This is a genomic window from Streptomyces kaniharaensis (assembly GCF_009569385.1).
In the GTDB taxonomy this organism is placed as follows: Bacteria; Actinomycetota; Actinomycetes; order Streptomycetales; family Streptomycetaceae; genus Kitasatospora; species Kitasatospora kaniharaensis.
Genome location: NZ_WBOF01000001.1, coordinates 1,601,236 through 1,627,785, shown reverse-complemented (window position 1 = coordinate 1,627,785; position 26,550 = coordinate 1,601,236). Strand labels below are relative to the sequence as shown.

At 72.8% G+C, this 26,550-nt stretch carries 20 protein-coding genes and 3 tRNA genes; 15 read left to right on the top strand and 8 right to left on the bottom strand.

What is annotated here, in order from left to right; translation table 11 throughout:
• The first annotated feature begins 80 nt into the window (after positions 1 to 80).
• From F7Q99_RS07420 to F7Q99_RS07395, 6 genes are all read left to right on the top strand, one after another.
• Positions 81 to 1,310 carry a sensor histidine kinase gene (locus tag F7Q99_RS07420; RefSeq protein WP_153460582.1) on the top strand — a complete coding sequence of 410 codons (1,230 nt, stop codon included), beginning with the start codon at positions 81 to 83 and terminating at the stop codon, positions 1,308 to 1,310.
• The gene (locus F7Q99_RS07415; RefSeq protein ID WP_326846381.1) at positions 1,298 to 1,942 is read left to right on the top strand and encodes a response regulator transcription factor; all 645 of its coding nucleotides are present in this window, start codon (positions 1,298 to 1,300) and stop codon (positions 1,940 to 1,942) included. The genes F7Q99_RS07420 and F7Q99_RS07415 overlap by 13 nt, the downstream gene beginning before the upstream one ends.
• 20 nt (positions 1,943 to 1,962) lie before the next feature.
• Positions 1,963 to 2,757 (top strand): DUF4097 family beta strand repeat-containing protein, encoded by a 795-nt coding sequence (locus F7Q99_RS07410; RefSeq protein ID WP_153460581.1) that lies wholly within the window; start codon positions 1,963 to 1,965, stop codon positions 2,755 to 2,757.
• Positions 2,758 to 2,842: 85 nt separating this feature from the next.
• Complete coding sequence (dusB, locus tag F7Q99_RS07405; RefSeq protein WP_153460580.1) at positions 2,843 to 4,012, top strand: tRNA dihydrouridine synthase DusB; 1,170 nt, start codon at positions 2,843 to 2,845, stop codon at positions 4,010 to 4,012.
• A 562-nt stretch (positions 4,013 to 4,574) separates the two neighbouring features.
• Positions 4,575 to 7,283, top strand: coding sequence for a pyruvate, phosphate dikinase (ppdK, locus tag F7Q99_RS07400; RefSeq protein WP_326846380.1), 2,709 nt, complete (start codon positions 4,575 to 4,577; stop codon positions 7,281 to 7,283).
• 267 nt (positions 7,284 to 7,550) lie between these two features.
• Positions 7,551 to 8,063: a ribonuclease gene (locus F7Q99_RS07395; RefSeq protein ID WP_153460578.1), complete on the top strand. Its 513-nt coding sequence runs from the start codon at positions 7,551 to 7,553 to the stop codon at positions 8,061 to 8,063.
• A 66-nt stretch (positions 8,064 to 8,129) separates the two neighbouring features.
• Here the strand turns inward: F7Q99_RS07395 and F7Q99_RS07390 are convergent, their stop codons facing one another.
• Complete coding sequence (locus F7Q99_RS07390) at positions 8,130 to 9,125, bottom strand: hypothetical protein (RefSeq protein WP_153460577.1); 996 nt, start codon at positions 9,123 to 9,125, stop codon at positions 8,130 to 8,132.
• 109 nt (positions 9,126 to 9,234) lie between these two features.
• Between F7Q99_RS07390 and F7Q99_RS07385 the strand changes: the two genes are divergently transcribed.
• Positions 9,235 to 10,494 carry an ADP-ribosylglycohydrolase family protein gene (locus F7Q99_RS07385; protein WP_326846379.1) on the top strand — a complete coding sequence of 420 codons (1,260 nt, stop codon included), beginning with the start codon at positions 9,235 to 9,237 and terminating at the stop codon, positions 10,492 to 10,494.
• Here F7Q99_RS07385 and F7Q99_RS07380 read toward each other — a convergent pair.
• Positions 10,484 to 11,215 carry a GNAT family N-acetyltransferase gene (locus F7Q99_RS07380; protein WP_326846378.1) on the bottom strand — a complete coding sequence of 244 codons (732 nt, stop codon included), beginning with the start codon at positions 11,213 to 11,215 and terminating at the stop codon, positions 10,484 to 10,486. The genes F7Q99_RS07385 and F7Q99_RS07380 overlap by 11 nt on opposite strands.
• Positions 11,216 to 11,945: 730 nt before the next feature.
• On the opposite strand from F7Q99_RS07380, the gene F7Q99_RS07375 reads away from it, so the two are divergent.
• The 5 genes from F7Q99_RS07375 (at position 11,946) to F7Q99_RS07355 (ending at position 18,705) form a co-directional block, all read left to right on the top strand.
• Positions 11,946 to 12,890 (top strand): PAC2 family protein, encoded by a 945-nt coding sequence (locus F7Q99_RS07375; protein ID WP_326846377.1) that lies wholly within the window; start codon positions 11,946 to 11,948, stop codon positions 12,888 to 12,890.
• A 118-nt stretch (positions 12,891 to 13,008) separates the two neighbouring features.
• A complete protein-coding gene (locus F7Q99_RS07370; RefSeq protein ID WP_153460576.1) occupies positions 13,009 to 14,010 on the top strand; it encodes an SGNH/GDSL hydrolase family protein in 1,002 nt (333 codons plus the stop codon).
• 102 nt (positions 14,011 to 14,112) lie between these two features.
• The gene (locus F7Q99_RS07365) at positions 14,113 to 15,426 is read left to right on the top strand and encodes a deoxyguanosinetriphosphate triphosphohydrolase (RefSeq protein ID WP_153460575.1); all 1,314 of its coding nucleotides are present in this window, start codon (positions 14,113 to 14,115) and stop codon (positions 15,424 to 15,426) included.
• 56 nt (positions 15,427 to 15,482) lie between these two features.
• On the top strand, positions 15,483 to 17,387 hold the full coding sequence (gene dnaG, locus F7Q99_RS07360) for a DNA primase (protein WP_326846376.1): 1,905 nt from the start codon (positions 15,483 to 15,485) through the stop codon (positions 17,385 to 17,387).
• 142 nt (positions 17,388 to 17,529) lie between these two features.
• Complete coding sequence (locus F7Q99_RS07355) at positions 17,530 to 18,705, top strand: RNA polymerase sigma factor (protein ID WP_153460574.1); 1,176 nt, start codon at positions 17,530 to 17,532, stop codon at positions 18,703 to 18,705.
• Between the two features lie 98 nt (positions 18,706 to 18,803).
• On the opposite strand, the gene F7Q99_RS07350 is transcribed toward F7Q99_RS07355, so the two are convergent.
• The 4 genes from F7Q99_RS07350 to F7Q99_RS07335 all read right to left on the bottom strand — a co-directional run bounded on the left by F7Q99_RS07350 (position 18,804) and on the right by F7Q99_RS07335 (position 23,692).
• Positions 18,804 to 19,865: a helix-turn-helix domain-containing protein gene (locus F7Q99_RS07350; RefSeq protein WP_195911011.1), complete on the bottom strand. Its 1,062-nt coding sequence runs from the start codon at positions 19,863 to 19,865 to the stop codon at positions 18,804 to 18,806.
• Between the two features lie 437 nt (positions 19,866 to 20,302).
• The gene (locus F7Q99_RS07345) at positions 20,303 to 21,706 is read right to left on the bottom strand and encodes a glutamate decarboxylase (RefSeq protein WP_153460572.1); all 1,404 of its coding nucleotides are present in this window, start codon (positions 21,704 to 21,706) and stop codon (positions 20,303 to 20,305) included.
• 156 nt (positions 21,707 to 21,862) lie between these two features.
• A complete protein-coding gene (locus tag F7Q99_RS07340) occupies positions 21,863 to 23,296 on the bottom strand; it encodes an FGGY family carbohydrate kinase (protein WP_153460571.1) in 1,434 nt (477 codons plus the stop codon).
• A 102-nt stretch (positions 23,297 to 23,398) separates the two neighbouring features.
• Positions 23,399 to 23,692 carry a hypothetical protein gene (locus F7Q99_RS07335; RefSeq protein ID WP_153460570.1) on the bottom strand — a complete coding sequence of 98 codons (294 nt, stop codon included), beginning with the start codon at positions 23,690 to 23,692 and terminating at the stop codon, positions 23,399 to 23,401.
• A gap of 243 nt (positions 23,693 to 23,935) precedes the next feature.
• Between F7Q99_RS07335 and F7Q99_RS07330 the strand changes: the two genes are divergently transcribed.
• Together F7Q99_RS07330 and F7Q99_RS07325 are read left to right on the top strand one after the other, a co-directional pair.
• Positions 23,936 to 24,008, top strand: a tRNA-Asn gene (locus F7Q99_RS07330).
• Between the two features lie 61 nt (positions 24,009 to 24,069).
• Positions 24,070 to 24,142, top strand: a tRNA-Asn gene (locus F7Q99_RS07325).
• A gap of 104 nt (positions 24,143 to 24,246) precedes the next feature.
• Here F7Q99_RS07325 and F7Q99_RS07320 read toward each other — a convergent pair.
• Entirely contained in the window at positions 24,247 to 24,993 is a 747-nt protein-coding gene (locus F7Q99_RS07320) for a trypsin-like serine peptidase (RefSeq protein ID WP_153460569.1), read from the bottom strand.
• A 141-nt stretch (positions 24,994 to 25,134) separates the two neighbouring features.
• Complete coding sequence (locus tag F7Q99_RS07315; protein WP_153460568.1) at positions 25,135 to 25,989, bottom strand: trypsin-like serine peptidase; 855 nt, start codon at positions 25,987 to 25,989, stop codon at positions 25,135 to 25,137.
• A 187-nt stretch (positions 25,990 to 26,176) separates the two neighbouring features.
• Here F7Q99_RS07315 and F7Q99_RS07310 point away from each other — a divergent pair.
• Positions 26,177 to 26,250 (top strand) — tRNA-Ile (locus F7Q99_RS07310).
• The last annotated feature ends 300 nt before the right edge of the window (positions 26,251 to 26,550 follow it).

Below are 26,550 nucleotides of genomic sequence, written 5' to 3'. Positions count from 1 at the left end.
CGAGGGTGTAGCTAGCTACACCCCCACGGGGAAGCCCCCTTCATGGCAGTCGATGATCATCGCCCTCTACGCTGTCCGTCATGCCCTCCACCACGTTGCGCCGAGCGCTCGTCAGGAGCGCCCGGCGGCCCCCGTGGTCGGCGGACGCCTGGCGTGACACCCGCTTCATAGCCGCCGGGATACCCCTGGCCCTGCCGGTCTGGCTGGCCGTCACCGTGCCGTCGGTGCTCCTCCCGGTGACGGTCCTGGTCCTGGTCTGTGCCCGCCTGTTCACCGCCGTCCAACGCGGTCGGCTGCGCGCCCTGTACGGCGTGGAGGTGCCGCCGCTGCTGCGCCCGGCCGACGCCTCGGCGGGGCTGGCGGCACGCCTGCGGGCCGGGGTGAACTGGCGTCAGGCCGCCTACCACCTGCTGGTCGGCCCGTCGCTGGCCCTCGGCTCGCTGGTGGTGGTGTACTGCTGGGGCGCCGCCGTGGTGCTGGCCACCGTGTACGGCTGGATCTGGCTGATGCCGTTCGGCTCCCCGCTGCGCTCGTCGCTGGCCGGGCTGGACGTGTGGCTGACCGCGGGTGGCGCGCTCCTGTTGGTCGTGACGCCGTGGATGGCGGCGCTGATGGCCTCGCTGGAGGTGCGCTCGGCGCGGAAGCTGCTCGGCCCCAACCGGGCGGAGGCCCTGGAGCGCCGGGTCGAGGAGATCGCCGAAAGCCGGGCCGGCCTGGTCGACGCGGTCGACGCCGAGCGTCGCCGGATCGAGCGCGACCTGCACGACGGCGCCCAGCAGCGGCTCACCTCCCTCGCGATGAACCTGGGTCTGGCCCGGCGCACCCTCAAGGACGTCCCGCCGGAGGTCATGCAGGTGATCGTCGACGCGCACGAGGAGGCCCAGGCGGCCATCGACGAGCTGCGCGACCTGGTCCGCGGCCTGCACCCGGCCGTCCTGGAGGACCGCGGCCTGGACGCGGCGCTGTCCGGCATCGCCGCCCGCGCCCCGCTGCCGGTGCGCCTGGACGTCGACCTGACCGAGCGGATCGCCCCCACCGTCGAGGCGGTCGCCTACTTCACCGTCTCCGAGGCGCTCACCAACGTGGCCAAGCACGCCCGTGCCAAGAACGTCGACGTGTCGGTGCGGACGGCCGGGGGCCGGCTGCGCCTGGTCATCAGCGACGACGGCGTGGGCGGCGCGGACCCGACGCGCGGCACCGGGCTCACCGGTCTGCGCAAGCGCGCCGCCTCCGTCGACGGCACGCTGTCCGTTCTCAGCCCCCTCGGGGGTCCCACCACCATCACCGTGGAGTTGCCGTGCGCGCTGTGATCGCCGAGGACTCGGTCCTGCTGAGGGTCGGCCTGGTCAAGGTCCTGGAGGCGGTGGGCTTCGAGGTGGTGGCCGCCGTCGGGGACGGCGACCAGCTGCTCGCCGCGGTGGAGGAGCACCGTCCGAAGGTGGTGGTCGCGGACGTCCGGATGCCGCCGGGCTTCCACGACGAGGGCGTGAAGGCCGCGATGATCATCCGCCGGCAGTGGCCGGAGGTGGCCGTGCTGCTGCTCTCCCAGTTCGTCGAGGAGCGCTACGCCGCCGATCTGCTGGCCACCAACACCAGCGGCGTCGGCTATCTGCTCAAGCAGCGGGTGGCCAACGTGGACGACTTCGTGGACGCGCTCCAGCGGGTCGCCGAGGGCGGTACCGCGCTGGACCCGGAGGTGGTCGCCCAGCTGCTGGTGCGCCGCCACCGGGACCCGCTGGAGAAGCTGACCCCGCGCGAGCGGGACGTCCTCTCGCTGATGGCGGAGGGCCGCTCGAACGCCGCCATCGCCTCGTCCCTGGTGGTCAGCGACAGCGCGGTGGCCAAGCACATCAACTCGATCTTCACCAAGCTCGACCTTCCGCCGGCCGACGACAGCCACCGCCGGGTGATGGCGGTGCTGCGGTTCCTGGAGGTCGGGTAGCCGTGGCGGAGAGTCCGTCGGTGGGTGATGGCACGGCGGTGCGGGGCCGGAAGGCCTGGCGGATCACCGGGACGCTCGCCATCGTGTTCGTGATGGTCATGGGCGGAGCGCAGACCTTCGCCCTGGTGGCGCAGCAGGAGACGTCCACCGCGAAGTCGTACGACAACGTCACCGTCCACAAGCTCCAGCTGGCGACCGGTAGTGCGTCCGTGCGGGTCCGGCCGGGCCGGGAGAACCGGGTCGTGGTCCGGAAGAGCCTGAAGTGGATGACCCGCAAGCCGGACGTCTCGACCGCCTTCGAGGGCGACGTGCTGACCGTCGGGGTCGCCTGCCGGCAGCCGTTGCCAATGCTCGGCTGCAGCGCCGAGATCGAGCTGGAGGTGCCGCCCGCCACCGAGGTGTCGGGGGCGGTGGCTTCGGGGAGCGTCGAGGTGACGGACCTGACCGGGGACGTCCGGCTGGACGCCACCTCCGGGGCGCTGTACCTGCGCCGCCTCTCCGGGGAGGTCCACGCGCAGTCCACGTCGGGGCTGGTGGAGGGGAGCGAGCTCACCTCGGCCCGGGTGGACGCGCGTTCCACCTCGGGGGCGGTGGAGCTGGGCTTCGTGCGAGTGCCGCACGCCGTGGACGTGAGTACCGTCTCCGGGTCGGTGACGATGACGGTGCCGAAGGACAGCCAGTACCGGCTCACCGGGACGGCCGGTTCGGGCAGCCGGAGCATCGAGGCGGCGCTGGGCAACAGTTCCAGCCCCGACAGCATCCGGGCCTCGGTCGAATCGGGCTCCCTGCGGATCGTCTACGGCAAGGAGCAGTAGGGCCGCGGGAGCGGTACGGCCGGGCGGGTGACCCGGTTGGGGGACAATGGAGAGTCCCGTTCCCCGTCCCCGAGGTCAGCCGCGCATGACAGTCACGCCCGCACCCACCGCGACCACCACCGAGTTCGCGCCGCTGGACATCGGCCCGATCCAGGTGTGGCCGCCCGTCGTGCTGGCGCCGATGGCCGGCATCACCAACGCGCCGTTCCGCACCCTGTGCCGCGAGCAGAGCGGTGGCAAGGGCCTGTACGTCTCGGAGATGATCACCACCCGGGCGCTGGTCGAGCGCAACGCCAAGACGATGCAGCTGATCAAGTTCGACCCGAGCGAGAAGCCGCGATCGATCCAGCTGTACGGCGTGGACCCGGTGACCGTCGGCAAGGCCGCCCGGATGATCGCGGACGAGGGCCTGGCCGACCACATCGACCTCAACTTCGGCTGCCCCGTCCCGAAGGTGACCCGCAAGGGCGGCGGCTCGGCGCTGCCGTACAAGCGCAACCTGCTGCGCGACATCCTGCGCGAGGCCGTGGCCAACGCGGGCGACCTGCCGGTCACGATGAAGATGCGCAAGGGCATCGACGACGACCACCTCACCTACCTGGACGCCGGCCGGATCGGCGCCGAGGAGGGCGTGGCCGCGATCGCCCTGCACGGGCGCACCGCCGCCCAGCACTACGGCGGGACGGCCGACTGGTCGGCGATCGCCCGGCTGCGCGAGTCCGTCCCGGCGCACATCCCGGTGCTCGGCAACGGGGACATCTGGTCGGCGGACGACGCGCTGCGGATGATGCGCGAGACCGGCTGCGACGGGGTCGTGGTGGGCCGCGGCTGCCTGGGCCGGCCGTGGCTGTTCCGGGACCTGGTCTCGATCTTCGAGGGCGACGTCGACTACGCGCGCCCGGACTTCGGCTACGTGGCGGGCGCGATGGTGCGGCACGCGCAGCTGCTCGGCGAGTGGCTGGGCGACGAGGCGCGCGGTGTGATCGACTTCCGCAAGCACGTCGCCTGGTACACCAAGGGCTTCTCGGTCGGCTCCGAGCTGCGGGTGAAGCTCGCCAGCTCCTCCTCCCTGGCCGAACTGGCCGAAACCCTGTCCCTGGTGGAGCAGTCCCAGGCCTGGCCGGTCGGCGCGGACGGCCCGCGCGGGCGGACCAGCGGCAACAACCGGGTGGTCCTGCCGGAGGGCTGGTTGGACGATCCGTACGACTGCGCCCGGCCGAGCGCGGACGCCGAATCGGACACCTCGGGCGGATGATCTGTCCGTAGTGGCGAAATTGCCCTCCGGGGGTCCATCGCCGGCCCACCCCCGCCCTCTTGTCCAGTCCGGACAGGAGGGCTCCTTTTTGGCAGATGATCATCACGCAATGAGCATGTCTCTGGACGGAGTGCGACGATCGGCGGAGTCGGACTACGTTCGACAGGCCGGATGCGCTGGTGACTCTTGCCACATACGGTGGAGGCTGACGGCCGGTCAGTGGACGAAATGGCCACATCGGCCGTGAATCGCTTCCCGAAGCCGTCCGGCCGGGGATCGTCGATCCGGGTGCAGGAAATCAAGCCGGGGCAACGCGGTGGACCACTCGCCGCTACCCTCCGTCCAAATCATGTGATCTTCAGTTTCCATGCCTTTAAGACTTGAAGGCTGGCTAGCGTCATCCGGACGATTTCAGCAACAGAGGTGAACGCCTTTATGGACATTCGATCTATCGGGTTACCGCTCGGTACCGGCCTCGTACGGCCTATTGGGGGCAGAGAAGAACCTTCGAAATGGGTATGTTCTCCGGCGTCAGGGCAACCGCGTACGAGGAGACCGACCCGTGCCGTCCCAGCAGAAGTTTGTTTACTCCTTCACCGAAGGAAACAAGGACCTCAAGGATCTTCTTGGCGGCAAGGGCGCGAACCTGGCCGAGATGACCAACCTGGGACTCCCCGTCCCCCCGGGGTTCACCATCACCACCGAGGCCTGCAAGGTCTTCCTGGAGACCGGTAGCGAGCCGTCCTCCCTGCACGAGGAGATCAGCGCCCACCTGGACGCCCTCGAGCAGGAGATGGGCAAGAAGCTCGGCCAGGCCGACAACCCGCTGCTGGTGTCCGTCCGCTCCGGCGCCAAGTTCTCCATGCCCGGCATGATGGACACCGTCCTCAACATCGGCCTCTCCGACGCCTCGGTGACCGGCCTCGTCGCACAGTCCGGCAACGAGCGCTTCGCCTGGGACTCCTACCGCCGCCTGGTCCAGATGTTCGGCAAGACCGTGCTGGGCGTCGACGGCGAGCTGTTCGAGGAGGCCCTGGACGAGGCCAAGCACGCCAAGGGCACCGTCAACGACCTGGACCTGGACGCCTCCGACCTCCGGGAACTCGTCGAGGTGTTCAAGGGCATCGTCGAGCGCGAGACCGGCCGGGCCTTCCCGCAGGACCCGCGCGAGCAGATGGACCTCGCCATCCACGCCGTCTTCCACTCCTGGAACGGCGACCGCGCCCGGCTGTACCGCCGCCAGGAGCGCATCCCGAACGACCTCGGCACCGCGGTCAACGTCTGCACCATGGTCTTCGGCAACCTCGGAGAGGACTCCGGCACCGGCGTCGCCTTCACCCGTGACCCCTCCACGGGCACCCAGGGCGTCTACGGCGACTACCTGTCCAACGCCCAGGGCGAGGACGTCGTCGCCGGCATCCGCAATACCCTGCCGCTGTCCGAGCTGGAGAAGCTCGACAAGAAGTCGTACGACGAGCTGATGGCGATCATGCAGAAGCTCGAGAACCACTACCGCGACCTCTGCGACATCGAGTTCACCATCGAGCGCGGCAAGCTCTGGATGCTGCAGACCCGTGTCGGCAAGCGCACCGCCGCGGCCGCCTTCCGGATCGCCGTCCAGCTGGTCGACCAGGGCCTGATCGACCTGGACGAGGCCCTGATGCGGGTCACCGGCGGCCAGCTGGCCCAGCTGATGTTCCCGCGCTTCGCCCCGACCGCCGAGTCCAAGCAGATCGCCTGGGGCCTCGCCGCCTCGCCGGGCGCCGCGATCGGCAAGGTCGTCTTCGACTCGTACACCGCCGTCAAGTGGTCCCGCTCCGGCGAGAAGGTCATCCTGGTCCGCCGCGAGACCAACCCGGACGACCTGGACGGCATGATCGCCGCCGAGGGCATCCTCACCTCGCGCGGCGGCAAGACCTCGCACGCCGCCGTCGTCGCCCGCGGCATGGGCAAGACCTGTGTCTGCGGCGCCGAGGAGCTGGAGGTCGACACCAAGGCCCGCCGCTTCACCACCGCCGACGGGCTGGTCGTGGAGGAGGGCGACGTCGTCTCCATCGACGGCGCCACCGGCAAGGTCTACCTCGGCGAGGTGCCCGTCCTGCCGTCCCCCGTCGTCGAGTACTTCGAGGGCACCCTGCACGCCGGCGCCGACGTCCAGGGCGGGCTCGTCCAGGCCGTCCACCGGCTGATGTCGCACGCCGACGGCCGCCGCCGGCTCGCCGTGCGCGCCAACGCCGACAACGCCGAGGACGGCTCGCGCGCCCGCCGCTACGGCGCCCAGGGCATCGGCCTGTGCCGCACCGAGCACATGTTCCTCGGCGAGGAGCGGCGCAAGGAGGTCGAGCACCTGATCCTCGCGGACAACGACAAGGACCGCGAGCTCGCCCTCTCCACCCTGCTGCCGCTGCAGAAGGGCGACTTCCTGGAGCTCTTCCAGGCGATGGACGGCCTGCCGGTCACCGTCCGCCTGCTCGATCCGCCGCTGCACGAGTTCCTGCCGAACATCACCGAGCTGTCGGTGCGCGTCGCCCTCGCCGAGGCCCGCAAGGACCCCAACGAGAACGACCTGCGCCTGCTCCAGGCGGTGCACAAGCTGCACGAGCAGAACCCGATGCTCGGCCTGCGCGGCGTCCGCCTCGGCCTGGTCATCCCCGGCCTGTTCGGCATGCAGGTCCGCGCGATCGCCGAGGCCGCCGCCGAGCGCAAGCTGGCCGGCGGGGACCCGCGCCCCGAGGTGATGATCCCGCTGGTCGGCACCGTCCAGGAGCTGGAGCTGGTCCGCGACGAGTGCGAGCGCGTGCTCGCCGAGGTCGCCCAGTCCACCGGCGTCACGCTGGACATCAAGCTCGGCACCATGATCGAGCTGCCGCGCGCCGCCGTGACCGCCGGTCAGATCGCCGAGGCCGCCGAATTCTTCTCCTTCGGCACCAACGACCTCACCCAGACCGTGTGGGGCTTCTCCCGGGACGACGTCGAGGCCTCGTTCTTCACCGCCTACCTGGAGAAGGGCATCTTCGGGGTCTCCCCGTTCGAGACCATCGACCGCGACGGCGTCGGCTCCCTCGTCAAGCACGCCGTCGAGGCCGGCCGGGCCACCCGCCCCGACCTCAAGCTCGGCGTCTGCGGCGAGCACGGCGGCGACCCGGAGTCGGTCCACTTCTTCCACGAGGTGGGGCTGGACTACGTCTCCTGCTCCCCCTTCCGGATCCCGGTGGCGCGCCTGGAGGCAGGCCGCGCCGCCATCGAGTCGGCGGGCAGCGACTCGCGCTGAGAGGGTAGGCGCCCTCCTTGCCCGCCATCGGGCACGAGGGGTCCGCTCTACTCAACGCGCGGGTCGGACTGACCGCTCTCCCTCCCCTCGGGAGGGCGTACACCGGAGCTCGGCGCAGGAGAACCGGCGTACGTAACACGGCCGGGCGGGGACGGACAACGGCGTCCGTCCCCGCCCGGCCGTACGTCTGTGCGGCGACGTCCCTGTGGCGGCGACCACAGGGGGACCTGGTCGGCCGGCGCCTGACTGCCTGCCAAGCTGGGGCGCATGACCAGACGTAACCGCCCGCTCGTTGTCGTGGCCGTCGTGATCCTGGCGGTCCTCGCCGCGGCCGGGTACCTCCTCACACGCAAGGGCAGCAGCCACCCCAAGGCCGCCGCGACCTCCACCGCGACGGCCGCGGGCTCCTCGGCCCCCAAGCCCTCCGCTCCCAAGCCGTCCCCGCCCTCCGGAGGCGCCCCCGCCCCGAGCGGCACCTGGGTGCCCGCCGACCCCGCGCTGGCCGACGTCTGCCGCACCAAGCTCCCCAGCCAGGCCCAGGACACCCTCGGCCTGATCGCCAAGGGCGGCCCCTACCCGTACAACCGCGACGGCATCGTCTTTGAGAACCGCGAGAACCGCCTCCCGCGCAAGGCCGACGGCTACTACCACGAGTTCACCGTCGTCACCCCGGGCTCCAACGACCGCGGCACCCGCCGCGTCGTCACCGGCGGCACCGGCGAGCAGTACTGGTCGCCCGACCACTACACGACCTTCCAGGAGATCGACCCGCGCTGCTGAAGCGACGCCTCGCCGCCAGCGACGGAAAACTGATTTGGCATCAACTCGCCTTTTGCTGACTGATGTTCACCGCGCCCGGCGCCAGCTGATGCGGGAGTGCGGGCCGTGTGGGCCGGTGGTGAGGAGGGCGGTAAGTTCGTGCAGGACCGGGGTCGGGTCGCGGCGGAGCTGGACGGGGGTGGTGCGTACGACCGGGAGGCCCGCGGCCGTGAGGCGGTTGGCGCGGGCCAGGCCTCGTTCGTGGTCGGCCGGGCGCAGGTGCCAGGCGCGGGAGTCGATCTCCAACGCCACGCAGGCGTGCGGCCAGTAGGCGTCCGGGACGGCGAGGAAGCGGCCGTCGAGGAACAGCACCGGGTTCCACAACGGCTCCGGGAGGCCGGAGTTGTGCAGCAGCTCGCGCGCCTCGCCCTCGACCACCGACCGCACGCCGGCCGTCAGGTCCTCGACCACCTGGACCACCTGAGGCATCCCGAGCGAGCCCGGCCGGGCCAGCAAGTAGTCCAGTAGCTCGCCGAGTTCGCAGTGCCGCCGCTGCACCGCCTCCGCGCACAGCGCCCGGAACCGGCGCTGCCCGGTCTCGCGCGGGGCGAGATCCGCCAGCGCCCGCGCGACGGTGGTGCTCCACAGCCCGTCGTCGCGCTCGTACCCGCCCGGCATCGGCCCGGACGCGCGGTGGATCCGGACGAACCCGCGGTCGCCGACCCGCCGCGGCCCGGGGATCAGCACGTCGACCCGCGCGAGGTCGGCCGGGTGCCCCGCACTCGGCAGCCCCGCGTCGGCCAGCACCGCGAACCCGGTCAGCAGGACCTCCCCGGCCTGTGGTTCGCGCCCCTTCGGACTCGCGTACGCGAGTGCGGCTAGCAGCCGTTGAGGAGCGGTCAGCCGCCCGGTCTGCAGGCAGATCACCCGCGGCAGCACCTGCTGCCACGGCCCGCCGGCCCGCAGCCGGTGGGCGATCGTGCCGGGCGGGACGCCGAGGCGGCGCAGCTGCGCCCGGGTGACGATGTGCTGCTGGTCGGCGCCGAGCAGCGTGACGGGGTCGAGAGGGTTCGCGCGGGTCATGACCGGTGTGCTGCCCGCCCGAATGGGAGGTATGCGAAACATCGCCCGTCGGGGGCGTGCCGGCAAAGATGTTGACGGAGCCCCGGCCGAAGCGCTGAGCTGGGCCCATATGACAACCGCACACACCGGCCCCGCGCTCGACGCACTCAACGGCCTCGCCGTCGGTGACGCCCTCGGCGCCCAGTTCTTCGTCCCCGAGGTCGCCGCCGCGCACCTCGCCGCCCGCACCGCCCCGCCCGGCCCCTGGCCGTGGACCGACGACACCGAGATGGCCTGCTCGGTGCACGCCGCCCTCACCGAACGCGGCACCGTCGACACCTTCGACCTCACCCACGCCTTCGCCGACCGCCACGACTTCGACCGCGGCTACGGCCCGGCCGCCAACCGGATGCTCCGGCTGATCCGCGAGGGCGGCGACGCCAAGGCGCTGGCCGCCGAACTCTTCGACGGCCAGGGCTCGTACGGCAACGGCGCCGCGATGCGGGTCGCTCCGCTCGGGGCGGCGCTCGCCGGGGACCTGGACGAGGTCGTCCGGCTGGCGGCCCGGACGGCGGTCATCACCCACACCCACCCGCAGGCCGTGGACGGCGCGATCGCGGTCGCGGTGGCGGCGGCCGTCGCGGTCCGGGCTCGGACCGAGAGCATGACGCCGAAGGGCTTTCTGGGTCGGGTCACCCACCACACCCCGCTCGGCGCCGTCCACGACGGCCTGTCCGAGGCGACCGAACTGCTCGCCGAACCGGACCTTCGGGTCGCCGCCAAGGTGCTCGGCAACGGCAGCAGGACGTCCGCGGCCGACACCGTGCCGTACGCCCTCTGGTGCGCGGCCCGACGGCTCACCGACTACCCGGCCGCCGTCTGGGAGGCGATCGCGGCCGGCGGCGACATGGACACCGTCGCCGCGATCACCGGGGGAGTGGTCGCCGCGTACACCGGCACCCACGGCATCCCCGCCGCCTGGATCGCCGCCCGCGAGCCGCTGCCGGCCTGGGCATTCCCCGAAGCAGGCAGCGTTCCAGGCGGTCAGGGCAGCGAGGGGATGCTGGTGCCACGCCCCCATCCCGTCCCGGACGTGGTGTGGACGGACGAACAGTGGCAGCGCATCCGGACCGGATCCGATCCGGCCGCGGTCGACTACCGCTGGCGGCTCCACACCCACGAGGGCACCCTCCGGCTGTGCGACCCGAAGGGCCGCGCCCGCTGGGAGGTGACCGTCGCCCGCGTCCGGGACGGATGGCGGCCGGTGTCCGCCGTCGCCGAGACGGCCTACAGCCGGTTCCCGATGGAACCGGACGGCGGGTGCCTCGACGTCCTCACCCGGGTCCTGAGGAACGCCGCCGGCGGTGGGTGGTCGCCCCTCAGGCCGTGATCAGGTGCCCGGTGCCGCTGCCGCCGTGTCTAAGGCACTCCTGGTTGATCGCCGGATCCGGGGCGCTCGGCGAGGTGGCGGCGGCGATCCGCAGCTCGATGATGTCCCGGACGGCCGGCCACTCGGAGTCGAGGATCGAGTAGAACGCGGTGGACCGCACCACCCCGTCCAGCCCGCGCGAGTGCGCCCGGCGGACGCCCTCGGACGTCGCGCCGAGCCGCTCGATGGCGGCACGCGAGCGCAGGTTGCGGGCGTCGGCGCGCAGCGAGATCCGCTGCACGCCCCACGTCTCGAAGGCGTGGCGCAGCATCAGCAGCTTGGCCTCGGTGTTGATGCCGGTGCCCTGGGCCCGCGGCGAGAGCCAGGTGTTGCCGATCTCGGCGGCGTCCGGGACGGCCGTGGCAGGGTCGCCGAACGGCACGCCGGGCACCGGCGGCCAGACCAGCGGGCCCTGCCAGTAGTCGAGTTCCAGGAAGCGGGTGGAGCCGACCACCCGGCCGTCGGCGACGCTCACCGTCGCGAACGGCAGCGACCGGCCCGCGGCCTGGTCGGCGAGGGCGCGCGCGATGTAGTCGCGGGCCGCTTCCAGGCCGTGCGGGACGGGGGTGAAGGCGTAGGTCGTACGGTCCTCGGCGCCGGCCTCGGCGATGGCCTCGGCGTGGTGCGCGGCGAGGGGCTCCAGCCGCACGGTGCGGCCGGTGAGGATGACAGGTACGGGCACGGAACCTTCGGTCCTTCATCGGTCGGAGGGTGCCTCCCGCGCCGGGGTACGGCACGGGCTGCGGTGGACTGGTTCGCCCCGCCCCGGAGTCCGTCGCCGGGTACCCCTGTGCACGCCGGAGAGCCGGTCGGGCAGGGGCGGGGCGGCGGCGGCCCGGAGCGGGCGGCGCGGTGCCGGAACGGACGCGGGTCCACGGACCGGTCCGGCAGGACGAGCGAGGGGACAGTGTGCGTCCGCGAAATGGCCGAGAAGGAAACGAGAGCGCGAAGGGAAGCAGGCGGCCAGGTGAAGGCAAGAAGCGTCGTGGTTGGCTGGCCAGCACCGATCCGGGACGTGATCGACGGCGTTACGGACGACGTGATGACGACGCGACGATGCGAGGCAGCGAGAGGACGATACCCGCCAGAAGGCGGTGCGTCACTTCGCGGCACGCGAATGGCTGCGCGGGCCGGTCCGGCACGCTGTGGACCAGCCGGCCGGACACCCCTGAGCATACCCCTGACCAGGGGCTTTTCGATCGAGTGCGATCATGGTTCGAAGCGGTCGGCCGAGAGCGCCGGCGCGGCCGTCGGAGAGGTCGTCGGTGCGGCTGTCAGTGCGGCCGTTCGAGAGGTCGTCGGCGAGGCCGTCCGGGCGGGCGGGAATTCCGGTGGGGCCCGGCACGCTGGAGTGACGAGAAGGGCGACAAGCCGGTACGTCGTGATGAGCAGAGAACGGGGTTGGGTGCGCGGTGCGTGACTTCCAGGCGTTGTACGAGCTGGATCAGCAGGGCGTGGCCGCCGTGGCCGCGGCCAACGCGGAGTTGCGCGACACCGGCGCGGGCCTCGTGCTGCTCCACCACTTCGAGGGCTTCATGGACGCCGGGGAGGCCGGCGGCCAGGTGGTGGCCCACCTGCTCGAGACGGGCTCGCCGCGGGTGGTGGCCCGCTTCGACCACGACCGCCTGGTCGACTACCGGGCGCGCCGCCCCGCGATGGCCTTCGACCGCGACCGCTGGACGTCCTACGACCCGCCGGAGATCCTGCTCCAGCTCGTCCGTGACGCCGCCGGCGCGCCGTTCCTGCTGCTCACCGGGCCCGAGCCGGACGTCGAGTGGGAGCGCTTCGGCGCCGCCGTCCGGGAGCTGGTGGAACGCTTCGAGGTCCGGCTGAGCCTGGACTTCCACGGCATCCCGATGGGCGTGCCGCACACCCGCCCGGTCGGCCTGACCCCGCACGGCAACCGACTGGACCTCGCCGCCGACTACCCGCAGTGGTTCGAGCAGGCGCAGGTCCCGGGCAGCGCGCAGGCGCTGCTGGAGTACCGGCTCGCCGAGGCCGGGCACGACGTGCTGGGCTTCGCCGTGCACGTCCCCCACTACGTGGCCCGCTCGGCCTACCCGGCGGCCGCGGTGCTGATCCTGGAGGCGGTGCAGTCCGCCACCGGCCTGGTGCTGCCGGGCACCCCGCTGCGCCGCCGGGTCGACGAGGTGTTCGCCGAAATCGAGGAACAGCTGTCGCAGGGGGACGACGAGTTGCGCTCGGCGATCCGCGGCATGGAAGGCCAGTACGACGCCGTGGCGGGCGTGGAGAGCCGGGAGAGCCTGCTGGCCGAACCGGTGGACCTGCCGTCCGCGGACGAGCTGGGCCGGCGCTTCGAGCAGTTCCTGGCCGATCACGAGCGGGGCGCCGAGTAGAGCTCCCGCAAGCGGGAGTCATTCGGCGGGTGCCGTTCGTTGGCCCCTGCGGTGCCCGGGGGACGGGCCGCCGCAGGAGACGCCCGTGACTCCGACCCCCGGGGGGGAAGCCTTGCCGATGACCACACGCCCGGCCGCCGCCGTGACGGCCGCCGGGCTGGCCGCGGTGCTGCTCGCAGCGTGCAGTTCCGGCGGCGGACCGGAGAAGGGCTTCGCGGGCGCCCTGCCCGCCCGCTCCTCGGCCGACCCCGCGTCGACCTCGACGCCGACCCCCACGCCGACCCCGACCCCGACGCCCTCCGGGCCGTACGTGGCGCTCGGCGACTCGTACACCTCCGGGCCGAAGATCACCCCGCAGGTGGGCGACCCGAAGGGCTGCGCCCGCTCGGCGGTCAACTACCCGTCGCTGGTGGCGAAAGCGCTCGGGCTGGCGGCCGGGCAGTTCCAGGACGTCAGCTGCAGCGGCGCCCGCACCGGCGACCTCACCCGCGCCCAGCAGACCGACGCCGGGGCCAACCCGCCCCAGTTCGACGCGCTGACCCCGGCCACCCGGCTGGTCACCCTCGGGATCGGCGGCAACGACGCGGGCTTCATGGAGGTCGTCACCCAGTGCGCCAAGGACAACCTGATGGACACGGTGAAGGGCCTGGTCAGCGGCGAACGCGCCACCTCGCCCTGCCGCGACCACTACGCCGGCGACGGCACCGATCAGGTCCGGAGCAGGGTCGACGCGACCGGTGAACGGCTCGGCCAGGCCCTCCAGGAGATCAGGCGCCGCTCCCCGCAGGCCCGGGTGTACGTGATCGGCTACCCGGCGCTGCTCCCGGCGGACCCGGCGAGCTGCCTGCCGGTGCTCGGCGGCACCGTCGCCGCCGCCGACATCGGCTTCCTGGTGGAGAAGGAACAGCAGCTCAACGGCATGCTCAAGACGCGCGCGGAGAGCGCCGGGGCGGTGTTCGTGGACGCCGCCGCGCCGTCCGCCGGGCACGACATGTGCGCCGGCGAGGCCACCCGCTGGGTCGAGCCGCCCTTCCCGGCCCCGGGCCTGGCGGCGATCCACCCCAACGCCAAGGGCCAGGAGGCGGTCGCCACCGCTGTTTTGAAGGCCGTTCGGGGCTGAACCTCGAGCGGGACGGCGTGCGGGGAGAGTTCACGCGCCGGCTCACGCTCCTTCGCGCGGCACACCCCGCGTGTCGGAGGCCCGGCGTACGGTGAGAACCATATGGACGACACCGCGCACCGCCCCGCCGCCGCCCCGCTCCCGTACGACCACGCCGCCGAGGCCCGCTGGGTGCCCGAACCGGACAAGCGCCCCGGCCGTACGGCGTTCCAGCGCGACCGCGCCCGGGTGCTGCACTCGGCCGCGCTCCGCCGCCTGGCCGGCACCACCCAGGTGGTCGCCCCGATGCGCAGTGACTTCCCCCGCACCCGGCTCACCCACTCCCTCGAATGCGCCCAGGTCGGGCGGGAGTTGGGAGCGGCCCTCGGCTGCGACCCGGACCTCGTCGAGACCGGCTGCCTGGCCCACGACATCGGCCACCCGCCGTTCGGCCACACCGGCGAGGAGGCCCTCGACCAGGCCGCCGAGGCCTGCGGCGGCTTCGAGGGCAACGCGCAGTCGCTGCGCATCCTCACCCGCCTCGAACCCAAGCGCTTCGCCCCGCAGGACGAGCAGCCCGCCGCCCGGCTCGCCCCCTGGCCCGGCCGCAGCGTCGGCCTCAACCTGACCCGCGCCGCCCTCGACGCCGCCACCAAGTACCCGTGGAGCCGCGGCGCCCACCCCGTCGACCCGGCCTCGCCCAAGTACGGCGTCTACGCCGACGACCTGCCGGTCTTCCGCTGGCTGCGGGCCGGCTCCCCGCCCGGGCGCAAGTGCTTCGAGGCCACCGTCATGGACTGGTCCGACGACGTCGCCTACTCCACCCACGACGTCGAGGACGGCCTCCAGGCCGGTCACATCGACCCGGCCGCCCTGCGCGCCCCGAGCGAGCGCGCCGAACTCTTCAAGGTCGCCGAGCGCTACGCCCGCGACGCCGAACCGGAGGAGCTCGCCGCCGCCCTCGACCGACTGCTCGCCCAGGACTGGTGGCCCCGCTCCTACGACGGCACCGCGCGGGCCCGGGCGGGCCTCAAGGACCTCACCAGCCAGCTGATCGGCCGCTTCTGCCTGGCCGCCGAACAGGCCACCCGGGCCCGCTACGGCCCCGGCCGGCTCACCCGGTACACGGCCGAGCTGGTGGTGCCGCGGGACGTCCGGCTGGAGTGCGCGGTGCTCAAGGCGGTCGCCGTCCGCTACGTGATGCAGCGCGACGAGCAGGCGCAGCTGCGGGCCCGCCAACGGATCGTGATCGCCGAGCTGGCCTACGTGCTCACCCAACGCGCCCCCGAGGGCCTGGACCCGGTCTTCGCCGCCCTCTACCGCGAGGCCGAGGACGACCGCGCCGCCCTGCGCACGGTCATCGACCAGATCGCGACCCTCACCGACGCCTCCGCCCTGGCCCTCCACGCCAAACTCGTCGGCGCCGCCTGGACGTGAGCGGACCGGCCCCCCGGCGCAGCCGGAAACTCCGGCCACCCCAGTAGACTTCCGGGGTGGCCGGGCGGATCAGGGATGAAGACGTACAGGCGGTGCGCAGCGCACTGCCGATCGACGCGGTGGTCGGCGACTACGTACAGCTGACCAACGGTGGCGGCGGCGAGTACAAGGGCGTCTGCCCCTTCCACGACGAGAAGTCCGCCTCCTTCTACGTGAACCCCGCCAAGGGCGTCTTCCACTGCTTCGGCTGCCAGGAGAACGGCGACACCATCGCCTTCCTGATGAAGATCGAGCACTTCACCTTCGCCGAGGCCGTCGAGCGGATGGCCGCCCAGGCCGGCATCACCCTGCGCTACGAGGAGGGCGGCTACAGCCCCCGGCACCAGCAGGGCGAACGGACCCGCCTGGTCGAGGCGCACAAGGTGGCCGCCGCCTTCTACCAGGAGCAACTGGCGTCGCCGGAGGCGGAGATCGGCCGCCGTTTCCTGGCCGAGCGAGGTTTCGACGAGGAGGCGGCCCGGACCTTCGGCGTCGGCTACGCCCCGGCCGGTTGGGAGCACCTGGTCCGCTATCTGCGCGGGAAGGGCTTCTCGGACAAGGAGATCCTGGTCGGCGGCCTGGCCTCGCAGGGTCAGCGCGGGGGCCTGATCGACCGCTTCCGGGGCCGGCTGGTCTGGCCGATCCGGGACATCGCGGGCGAGGTGGTGGGCTTCGGCGCCCGCCGTCTGCGCGAGGACGACAACGGTCCGAAGTACCTGAACACCCCCGAGACGCCGATCTACAAGAAGTCGCACGTGCTGTACGGCATCGATCTGGCGAAGAAGGAGATCGCCAAGTCGGGTCGTGCCGTGGTGGTCGAGGGCTACACCGACGTAATGGCCTGCCACCTGGCGGGCGTCACCTCGGCGGTGGCCACCTGCGGTACGGCCTTCGCCGAGGACCACATCAAGATCATCCGCCGGCTGCTGATGGACACCTCCCAGTACCGCGGCGAGACGGTCTTCACCTTCGACGGCGACGCGGCCGGCCAGAAGGCCGCCCTGCGCGCCTTCGAGGACGACCAGAAGTTCGCCGCCAAGACCTCCATCGCGGTCAGCCCGGGCGGCATGGACCCGTGCGAGCTGCGCCTGGCCAAGGGCGACGACGCGGTCCGCGAGCTGATCGACAACCCGGTCCCGCTGTTCGAGTTCGCGCTGACCTCGGTGGTGGCCCGGCACCGGGTGGACACCCCGGAGGGGCGGTCGGCGGCGCTGGAGGAGGCGGCCCCGATCGTCGCCAAGATCAAGGACCGGTCGATCCAGCACGAGTACGCCGTCCGTCTGGCCGGCATGCTCGGCATCCTGGACGAGCCCTTCGTCGTCCGCCGGGTCTCCCAGCTGGCCCGCTGGGACCGCGAGCGCCAGCAGAACCCGCGCGGCGCCGCCCAGCAGCGCCGCCCCGAGCCCGCACCCGTACGGCCCGCGCAGCCCGCCTTCCGGCTGAACCCGCGCGACCCGGCCCAGTTCGTGGAGCGCGAGCTGCTCAAGCTGGCGCTCCAGCACCCGGACCTCGTCAGCCCGGCCTTCGACCACTACGGCGACGACGAGTTCCCGACGCCGCCGTACACGGCCGTGCGGCAGGCGATCGCCAAGGCCGGCGGCGCCGCGTACGGGGCGACCGCGCCGGACTTCACGAGCGCGGTGCGCGAGGCGGCCCCGGACGACCGCGTGCGCTCGCTGGTGACCGAGCTGACCGTGGAGCCGGTGCGCTCGCGCCGCAAGGCGGACGCCGTCTACGCGGGGGAGTTCCTGGTCAAGCTGCGCCTGCTGGCCGTGGACCGGCGGATCGCCGAGGTCCGCGCGTACCTCCAGCGGCTCGGGCCCCGGGCGAACGCCGAGGAACAGCACGCGGTGCAGACGGAGCTGTGGCAGCTCCAGCAGTACGGGCAGCAGCTGCGCAGCCGGGGCGCCGCGGCGCTCTGACGCCCGGTCGGCAGGTGCCGGGTGGTGGTGCGCAGAAAGTCGGCGCACGAGTCTCGGCCACGGAGCGTGGCGTACCGCACACTGGAGGGCGTCCCGCCTCCGTGCAGCGCGGGTCCGCCAGAGTCGCGCCCGCCCCGAGGGGATGCCCGTGGACCAAGGCCTTGCCGCGACGTCCAGCCCGACCGTCAGACCGACCCCCACCCCACCGCGCACCGGCCCGGCACCCTGCCGCTCCGAGGAGGAGACGGACCACGGCCGGGCCGACTCCCCGCCCCCGGACGGTGCCCGGGTCCCCGCCCAGGGCCACCCCGACGCCCCGGACCCCGAAGCGGACCCCGAAGACGACCCCGAAGACGATGACGAACCGGACGAGGAACCCGGCCCCCGCGAACGGGCCGAGGCCGCCGGCCCGGCCGCGGACCTGCTGCGCCAGTACCTGCGCGAGATCGGCCGGATCCGGCTCCTCGACGCCGCCGAGGAGGTGGAGCTGGCCCGCCGGATCGAGGCCGGCCTGTTCGCCGAGGAGCGGCTGAACCGCGAACCCCCGCCGCCCGACCCGCTGGCCCACGAGCTGGACACCCTCGTGGTGATGGGCCGGATCGCCAAGCGCCGCCTGATCGAGGCGAACCTGCGCCTCGTGGTGTCCATCGCCAAGCGCTACGTCGGCCGCGGGCTCGCCCTGCTGGACCTGGTCCAGGAGGGCAACCTCGGCCTGATAAGGGCGGTGGAGAAGTTCGACTACGCCCGCGGCTACAAGTTCTCCACCTACGCCACCTGGTGGATCCGGCAGGCGATGAGCCGGGCGCTGGCGGACCAGGCCCGGACGATCCGGGTGCCGGTGCACGTGGTCGAGCTGATCAACCGGGTGGTCCGGGTGCAGCGCGTGCTGCTCCAGGAACGCGGCGTCGAGCCGGGCGCGGCCGACATCGCGACGGCCCTGGAGCTGACCGAGGAGCGGGTGCGCGAGCTGCTCCGGCTGGCCCAGGAGCCGATCTCGCTGCACACCCCGGTGGGGGAGGACGACGACGTCGCGCTGGGCGACCTGATCGAGGACGCCGACGCCACGTCACCCGCCGAGTCCGCCACGTTCCTGCTGCTGCGTCGGCACCTGGACGCGGTGCTGGCCACCCTGGGCGAGCGGGAGCGTCAGGTGGTCCAGCTCCGCTACGGCCTGGACGACGGCCGCCCGCGCACGCTGGAGGAGATCGGCGCGGTGTTCGGGGTGACGCGGGAGCGGATCCGGCAGATCGAGTCGAAGACGCTGATCAAGCTCCGTGATCACGCCTTCGCCGCGCAACTGCGCGGCTACCTCGACTGAGCTCGACTGGGCCCGACTGAGCTCGACTGGGCCCGACTGGGCCCGACTGGGCCCGACTGGGCCCGACTGGGCCCGACTGGGCCCGACTGGGCCCGCTGCTACGACGCGCCGGGCGACGGCGAGACGGAGCCGGTGGCCGAAGCCGTGGGCTGGGGTGTGGCCGTCGGGGCGGCCGAGGCACCGGCCCCCGGGGGCGGCGAGAGGGGGCCGCTCGGGATCGGGGTGGAAACCACCACCGAGGCCAGATTGGCGACCGTCGAGGTGCAGTCGTGCCCGGCCGGCTGGAAGCCGCAGACCTGGAAGCCGACGGACGGGTCCGCCGCGTTCAGCATCATCGAGAAGTTGTCGTAGCCGTAGTGGATGAGCGCCGTCTCGCTGTCACCGGTGCTGTCGGTGATGATCGCGTAGTCCTTCGGCTCGCCCTCGGTGATCGCGGCCCAGGCGGCCTGGCAGGTCTGGCTGTACCGGAGGTAGATGACGACCTTTCCGATGACCTGGGTCTGCAGCGTCCTGGCGTCCTTGCCGCAGCCGGTCTTCTGGGGGTTCTTGTGCGCGCAGCCGACGGCCCGGCAGGGGGAGGCGTCGGTGGAGTCCCCGGCAGAGGCGGACACGGGGGCGGAGGGCGGGACGGGATCGGCGACCGGTGCCTCCGGGGCGTCGTGCCGGATGGCCTTCAGCCCCGCCAGTACCAGCAGGACCGCCAGCACGGCGGCGCAGGACAGCAGGGCCACCGGGCGCCGCCACCACGCCACGGCGGGCACGGCGACGGCCGACTCGGGCTGCTCGGCGGGGGCCTGCGGGTCCACGAGCTCCGTCGAAGCCGTCTCCGCAGTCTGCGCCGTTGCCGCCGCCTCTGCCGGGGACTCCACCGACGCCTCCGCGCGGGCCTCGTCCTCGGGCCGCGCCACGGCCTGCTGCCACAGCGCCCGCAGGGCGGGCCCGTCGCACTCCACCGAGCCGATAAGTGCGTTCAGCGCCTGCTCGGTGATGACCCGTTTGCCGTTCAGCCAGCGCTCCCAGGAGGCCCGGCTGTAGTGGGTGCGGGTGGCCAGTTCGGACAGCGAGAGCCCGGCGGCATCCTTGAGGGTGCGCAGTTCCTCGGTCAGGCTGCGGGCGGGCCCGGTCAGCTCCTCGGGCAGTTGCTTCCAGGCGGAACCCATGCGGCCCTTCCAAATCGAGACGGGGATCGGGAGCGGGGAGGGGCGGAACGGGCTCTGACCCGGGCCGTTCGGGTGTCTCCGCTTCTCCAACCTCATCGGCCTGCTGTCTCAAACCCCAGGTCCTGGCGCTGAGACGGTCCGAAGTGTCTCACAACCCCCGGGAACGCTCGAACATTCATGGTCTCGTGATGCAGAGTTATCCGGCCGGCGCGGTTCGCCCCGCCGGATCCTTCGTTCGGACGCCGACCGGTCTCGCCGGTCGTCCGTCCGGCCCCACGTCCCGATTCCCTCACCGGCCGGGGCAGCCTCGCGGGGGGAGGCTGCCCCGGACGTTCGGGACGCACACGGCGGGGAGGGCGCCTCGATGCGCCCTCCCCGCCGTGATCACGTCCGGGCCTCGCAGCGGCCCCCGATCAGGCCCCGGATCAGGCCTCGGGTCAGTGGTGGAAGCCCGACCGGGCCGGCACGCCGAGGTCCTTCAGCGGGACGGGCTGGCGCCGCAGCTCGGGCAGCAGTCGGTCGAGGTCGGCCAGCAGCAGGTCGGCGAGGTCCCGGGAGAAGCCGTTGCGGCAGACCACCCGGAGCACCGACAGGTCCTCCCGGTTCGCGGGGAACGTGTACGCGGGCACCTGCCAGCCGCGCTCGCGCAGCCGCCGGGAGACGTCGAACACGTCGAACGGGACGTCATCGGCCGTGGTGACGGCGAACACCGGCAGCTCGTCGCCCCGGGTGAGCAGCCGGAAGCCGTCGAGCTTCCCGATCGCGTCGGACAGGTACGTGGCGACCTCGCGGGAGGCGCCCTGGACGGCCCGGAAGCCGTCCCGGCCGAGCCGCAGGAAGGTGTAGTACTGCGCGACCACCTGGGCGCCGGGCCGGGAGAAGTTGAGCGCGAAGGTGGGCATCTCCCCGCCGAGGTAGTTGACCCGGAAGACCAGCTCCTCCGGCAGCGCGTCCCTGTCCCGCCAGAGCACCCAGCCGACGCCGGGGTAGACCAGGCCGTACTTGTGGCCGGAGGTGTTGATCGAGGCGACCCGGGGCAGTCGGAAGTCCCACACCAGCTCGGGGTCGAGGAAGGGCGCCACCATCGCGCCGGAGGCGCCGTCCACGTGCACGGGGATGTCGAGGCCGGTGCGCCGGTGGAGATCGTCCAGGGCCGCGCAGATCTCCGCGATGGGCTCGTAGGAGCCGTCGAAGGTGGAGCCGAGCACGCCGACCACGCCGATGGTGTCCTCGTCGCACTGGGCGACCGCCTGCTCGGCGTCGAGGTGGAAGCGCTCGCCCTCCATCGGCACGGTGCGCGCCTCGACCTCCCAGAAGGTGCAGAACTTCTCCCAGCACACCTGGACGTTGACGCCCATCACCAGGTTGGGCCGGGCCCCGGCCGCGTAGCGCTCGGCGTTGCGGTGCATCCAGCGGCGCTTGAGCGCGAGGCCGGCCAGCATGCAGGCCTCGCTGGAGCCGGTGGTGGAGCAGCCGACCGCGTCGTCCGGGGCGGGGGCGTGCCACAGGTCGGCGAGGATCGCCACGCAGCGCCGCTCCAGTTCGGCGGTCTGCGGGTACTCGTCCTTGTCGATCATGTTCTTGTCCAGGCACTCGGTCATCAGCCGGGTGGCCTGGACCTCCATGGAGGTGGTGACGAAGGTCGCCAGGTTGAGTTTGGCGTTGCCGTCCAGCATCAGCTCGTCGTGGATCAGCTGGTAGGCGGTCTCGGCCGGGACGGGACCGTCGGCGAGCCGGTGCAGCGGCGGCGCCAGCTCCATCGCGCCCAGCGGGTCGGCGGTGCCCACGAACGGACTGATGCTCAGCCGGCGGTCGTCGCCGGCCCCTTTGTGCAGCGCCATGGGTGCCCGCCGTCCTTCCGTCCGGTGCCGTGTCCCGTCCCACGCTGCCATCTGGCGCCGGGTGACGCATCTTCACGGGCCGAATGCGCCGCATGCGCCGAACACGCCGAATGCGATGATCGCGCCGAGCGCGGCCAAGGCGCCGAACGCGCCGGTTCAGGCGGCCGTCTCCGGGTGGATCTGCTCGCGGGCGGCCCGGTACTGCTGACGGATCGCGGCGCCGATCGCCAGGTCCTGGTCTCCGTCCGGTGCGAGGGTCTCGGCCTCCGGCAGCTCCCAGGCCGGCGGCTCGGGCGTGCCGGCGAGCGCCCAGGCGGCCTGCCGGGCGGCCCCGCGGGCGGCGTGGGCGCCCGGCGGCGGCACCACGACCGGGACACCGAACACCAGCGGGGCGACGTGCCGGACGGCCGGCAGCCGCCCGGCCGGGCCGAGCAGGAACACCCGCTTGATACCGACGCCCTGGGCGCGCAGCACGTCCAGCGCGTCCGCGATGTTGCAGAGCATGCCCTCGACGGCGGCCCGGGCCAGGTGCTGCGGGGTCATCGACTCGGCCCGCAGGCCGGTCACGGTGCCGGCCGCGTGCGGCAGCGCGGGCGTCTGCTCGCCGTCCAGGTAGGGCAGGACGACGACCCCGTACGCGCCGGGGGAGGAGCCCAGGGCGAGGTCGCTCAGGCCCTCCAGGTCCCGGCCGAGCAGCGCGGCGGTGGAGCGGAGCACCTGGGCGGCGTTCAGGGTGGCGACCATCGGCAGGTGGCGGCCGGTGGCGTCGGCGAACGAGGAGACCAGCCCGGTGGCGTCGACGACGGCCTGCTCGTGCACCGCGAAGATCGTCCCGGCGCTGCCGAGCGAGACCACCGCGTCGCCGGGGCCGAGGCCGAGACCGAGCGCGGCGGCCATGTTGTCGCCGGTGCCGGCGGAGATCAGCAGGCCCTCGGGGGTGTGCCCGGCGGGCTCGGCGGGGCCGAGGACGGTGGGGAGCTTCAGCTCGTGGCCGAGCGCCAGCTGCACCAGGTCCTGCCGGTACTCGCCGGTGATCGGGGACCAGTAGCCGGTGCCGGAGGCGTCGCCCCGGTCGGTGGTGCGGCGCCTGGGGTTGCCGAGCAACTGGGCGACCAGCCAGTCGTGCGGCAGCAGCACCTCGGCGACCCGGCGGGCGTTGGCCGGCTCGAACTCGGCCAGCCAGCGCAGCTTTGCGATGGTGTACGTGGGCCCGGGGACGGCGCCGATCGCGGCGGTCCAGGCGGCCGGGCCGCCGAGCGCGTCGAGGAGCTTGGCGGCGGCGCCGCTGGAGCGCGGGTCGTTCCACAGGATCGCGGGCCGCACCAGCACGCCGCCCGCGTCGAGGCCGATCATGCCGTGCTGCTGCGCGCTGACGCCGATGGCCCGGACGCCCTCCAGCAGGCCGCCGGCCGCGGCGTCGCCGAGCGAGTGCAGCCACATCTGGGGGTCGGCCTCACCGGCTCGGGTGTCGGGGCTCTCCGGCACGGGGTGCGGTGCCTTGCCGGAGCGCAGGACCGCACCGGTCTCGGTGTCGCACGCGACGATCCGGGTGCGGCTGGTCGAGCTGTCTATCCCCGCGACGATGGCCATGTCGAGATCATGCCTCAGCAGGGCCCGGTACGCGTCCGGACCGGGCGATCGCCCGCCCGGAACCCGCGCGCAGGCTCCGGTCGTCTGGGCGTCACCGTGGCGTCACGGCCGGAAGGTGCCCCAGCCGTCGTCCTCGGTGCGGGCCCGGTTGAAGTACGGCACCCGTTCGGTGACGGCGTTCGGCAGCCGGTCCCCGACCTTGTCGGCGACGGCGCCGGCCGCCTTCCCGGCCACCGCGCCGGCCTGCTGCCTCGCCCGGTCGGTCACCCCCTGGACCTTGGGGCTCTGGGCGATCTGCCGGGTGATCTTGGCGATCTGCTCGTAGCGCTGGCGCCCGGCCTTCGAGCCCAGGACGTAGCCGGCCGCGAATCCGACGGCCAACGACAGCTTCCACATGATCGGATTCCACCCTCTCCTGGCGGCTTCTGCCGCATTGCCCTACCCGTCCGTCGCGACGGCGAACCGTCCGCGTCCCCAGCATCTCCCGGGGGACGCGCCGGGCGCGCGCGGGGCACGCCAGCCGGGGAACCGGGGCCGCCGGGGAAAGCGATTGGCGGACCACCCCCCCGAGTGCGCTAATGTATGTCCCGCAGCGAACGCCGAGGAGCCCGGGAAACCGGGGGCCGGAGCGGTAGCCGATCCCCCATAGCTCAATTGGCAGAGCAGCCGACTGTTAATCGGCAGGTTATTGGTTCGAGTCCAATTGGGGGAGCTCGGGCAGCGGATCCTTCGGGTCCGTTTCCTGTGCGTGGTACGGAAGTTGAGTACCGCGATCCCGCATAGCTCAATTGGCAGAGCAGCCGGCTGTTAACCGGCAGGTTTTTGGTTCGAGTCCAAATGCGGGAGCTGCGCCGGGTACGCCCGGTGACTGCTCAGAGCGAAGGCCCCTCGGACGACCGGGGGGCCTTCGTGTTGTTGCCTCCGTCACGTCCTCGCCGGCCCTCGCGGACTCAGGCGGTCGCCTGCCGGTACAGGTCGGCCACCCGGCCGTCGAAGGTGATGCTGTACGAGGTGTCGGGGGTGTCCCCGCCCTCCTGGTAGCCGCCGATCACGCCGACGACCTTCCCGGACGTGGTGACCCACGGGCTGCCGCTGGTGCCGTCGGTGTAGCCGCCGCAGTCGAACCGCTCCTGGGTCGCGCTCTGCGAGCGGGTCTTCACCGAGCAGGTGATCGGCTCGTCGCGCTCGTTGGGGTAGCCGGTGACCGAGACGGCCAGCCCGATGCCCTGGCCGGTGGCGATCTGGTTGCCGCCGACGGCCTCCTCGACCTGCTTGCCGGCGACGGGGCGCACCGTGATGAACGCCACGTCGTACTCGGGGTCGTCGGCCTCCGCCCAGTGCGGGTCGACGGTGATCGACTGCACCGGCCAACTCCCGTACGGGGAATAGCCGTTGCGGTAGCCGGGGGTGAACACCAGGCCGTCCAGCAGGCCGATCCGGTGGTTCTGCACGCAGTGCGCCGCGGTCACCAGCAGGTTGCGCTTGGGGCTCTGCACGACGCTCGCCGTGCAGGCCCGCGGGCCCTGCGGGGTGTGGACCGCGAGCGTGCCGATCCGGTCGCGGGCCGCGCTCTGCTGTGCTACTTCGGCGGTGGGCGCCTGGTCCGTCCCGCCGCACGCGGTGCCGGTGGCGAGCAGCAGGGCCGCCAGCGCGGCCGTCCGTGCCGCGCGCGCGGGCCGTACCGGGCGGGGGGCCATCGGCGCTCCGTCTCGTTCCTCGGGGCGGGTGCCGGGTCCTGCGTTCCGCCGTTCGTGAGGAAGATGTACCAGGCCGGGCCGTGCGACGCCACTGTCTGTCGTTCGATACGACTTCGGACGCGTCCTCGGCGGCCTCCGCCGCTACCGGGTCGCGCGGTCGTAGAGCGCCTGGACGCGGTCGCCGAAGTAGCAGCTGTACGAGACGTCGGGGGTGTCCCCGCCTTGCTGGTAGCCGCCGATCACGCCGACCACGGTGCCCGTCCGGGTGCTCGGGTCGAAGTCGGTGACCCAGGGGCTGCCGCTGGTGCCGCCGGTGTAGTCGGGGCAGGCGATCCGCAGCTGGGAGGGGCTCTGCTGGGCGGTGGTGTTGGCGCAGGTGATCGGGACGTCGCTGCCCCCGGGGTAGCCGGTGACGCGCACGGAGACCTGGTAGCCGCGGTTGGTGCCGAGCTTGTTGGCGCCGAGCACCTGCTGCACCTGCTGCCCGTTCTGCGCCTGGACGACGGCGAAGGCGACGTCCACGTCCGGGTCGGCGTGGTTCTTCCAGCCGTCGTCGACGGTGACGGCCACCAGCGGCCAGACGCCGCTCGGGGCGTCGCCGTTGCGGTAGCCCGGGATGAACACCAGGTCGCTGCGCCGGCCGAGCTGCGGATCCCAGACGCAGTGCGCGGCGGTGACGATCAGGTTCAGCCCGGCGCTGTCGACCACGCTCGCGGTGCAGAAGTGGTCGCCGTCCGCGTTGCGGGTGAAGACGGCGCCGACCAGGCCGTTCAGCACGCTGGGCCCGGCGGTGCGGGTGACCCCGGTGTGCCTGGCGGCCGCGCCCCTGAGCCGCTGCCGGCTCCAGCCGTGGGTGTTGCCCGAGACGGTGGGCGAGGCGGCGGCCGAGGTGACCGTCGGGGTGCTCCCGCCGGGCCCGGCCGCGGTGGTGCAGCCCGCCGCGGCCAGCAGCACCAGCACGACGCCGGACGCCGCACCCGCCTCACGTATCGTCATCAGCCCAGGCTGCCCGTCCGGCCACGGCCCGGCGAGTCGGACTGCTCCACCCGGAGAGGCGTGCACCCCCGCGTACCCATGTGCGCCCCCGGCGCGCACCACGGGTGATCGACCGGCTATGCTGCCCGGGACGGCCTTCGGGGCCGTCTGCTGCTGCCGTGCCGACGACCGGCGCGCGCGGCGAACCGGGGCGGTAGCTCAGCCGGTTAGAGCAGGGGACTCATAATCCCTTGGTCGTGGGTTCGAGTCCCACCCGCCCCACCTTCGACCATGGTCCGCCGGTCGGGTGAAGAAGCCCCTGACCAGCCAAAACGTCCGGGCCTGCCGAGTGGAACTGTAGAGCAACGGCCCCGCGTGCCACGTTCCGCCACGCCGGTTTTCACCCTCCCTGGGGACATGCCGGGAGGCAGGGCGACGGCCGCAACATCAACACGACCCGTGGGGCCGCCACCATGCGTCGGTGGCGGCCCCACGGCGTGCGCGGATCACATCGGGGTCCCCGTCCGTGAGGGCCCCTGGCGCCGGCCGCGGAAAAAGTGATATCACTTTGCTAACTGAGCG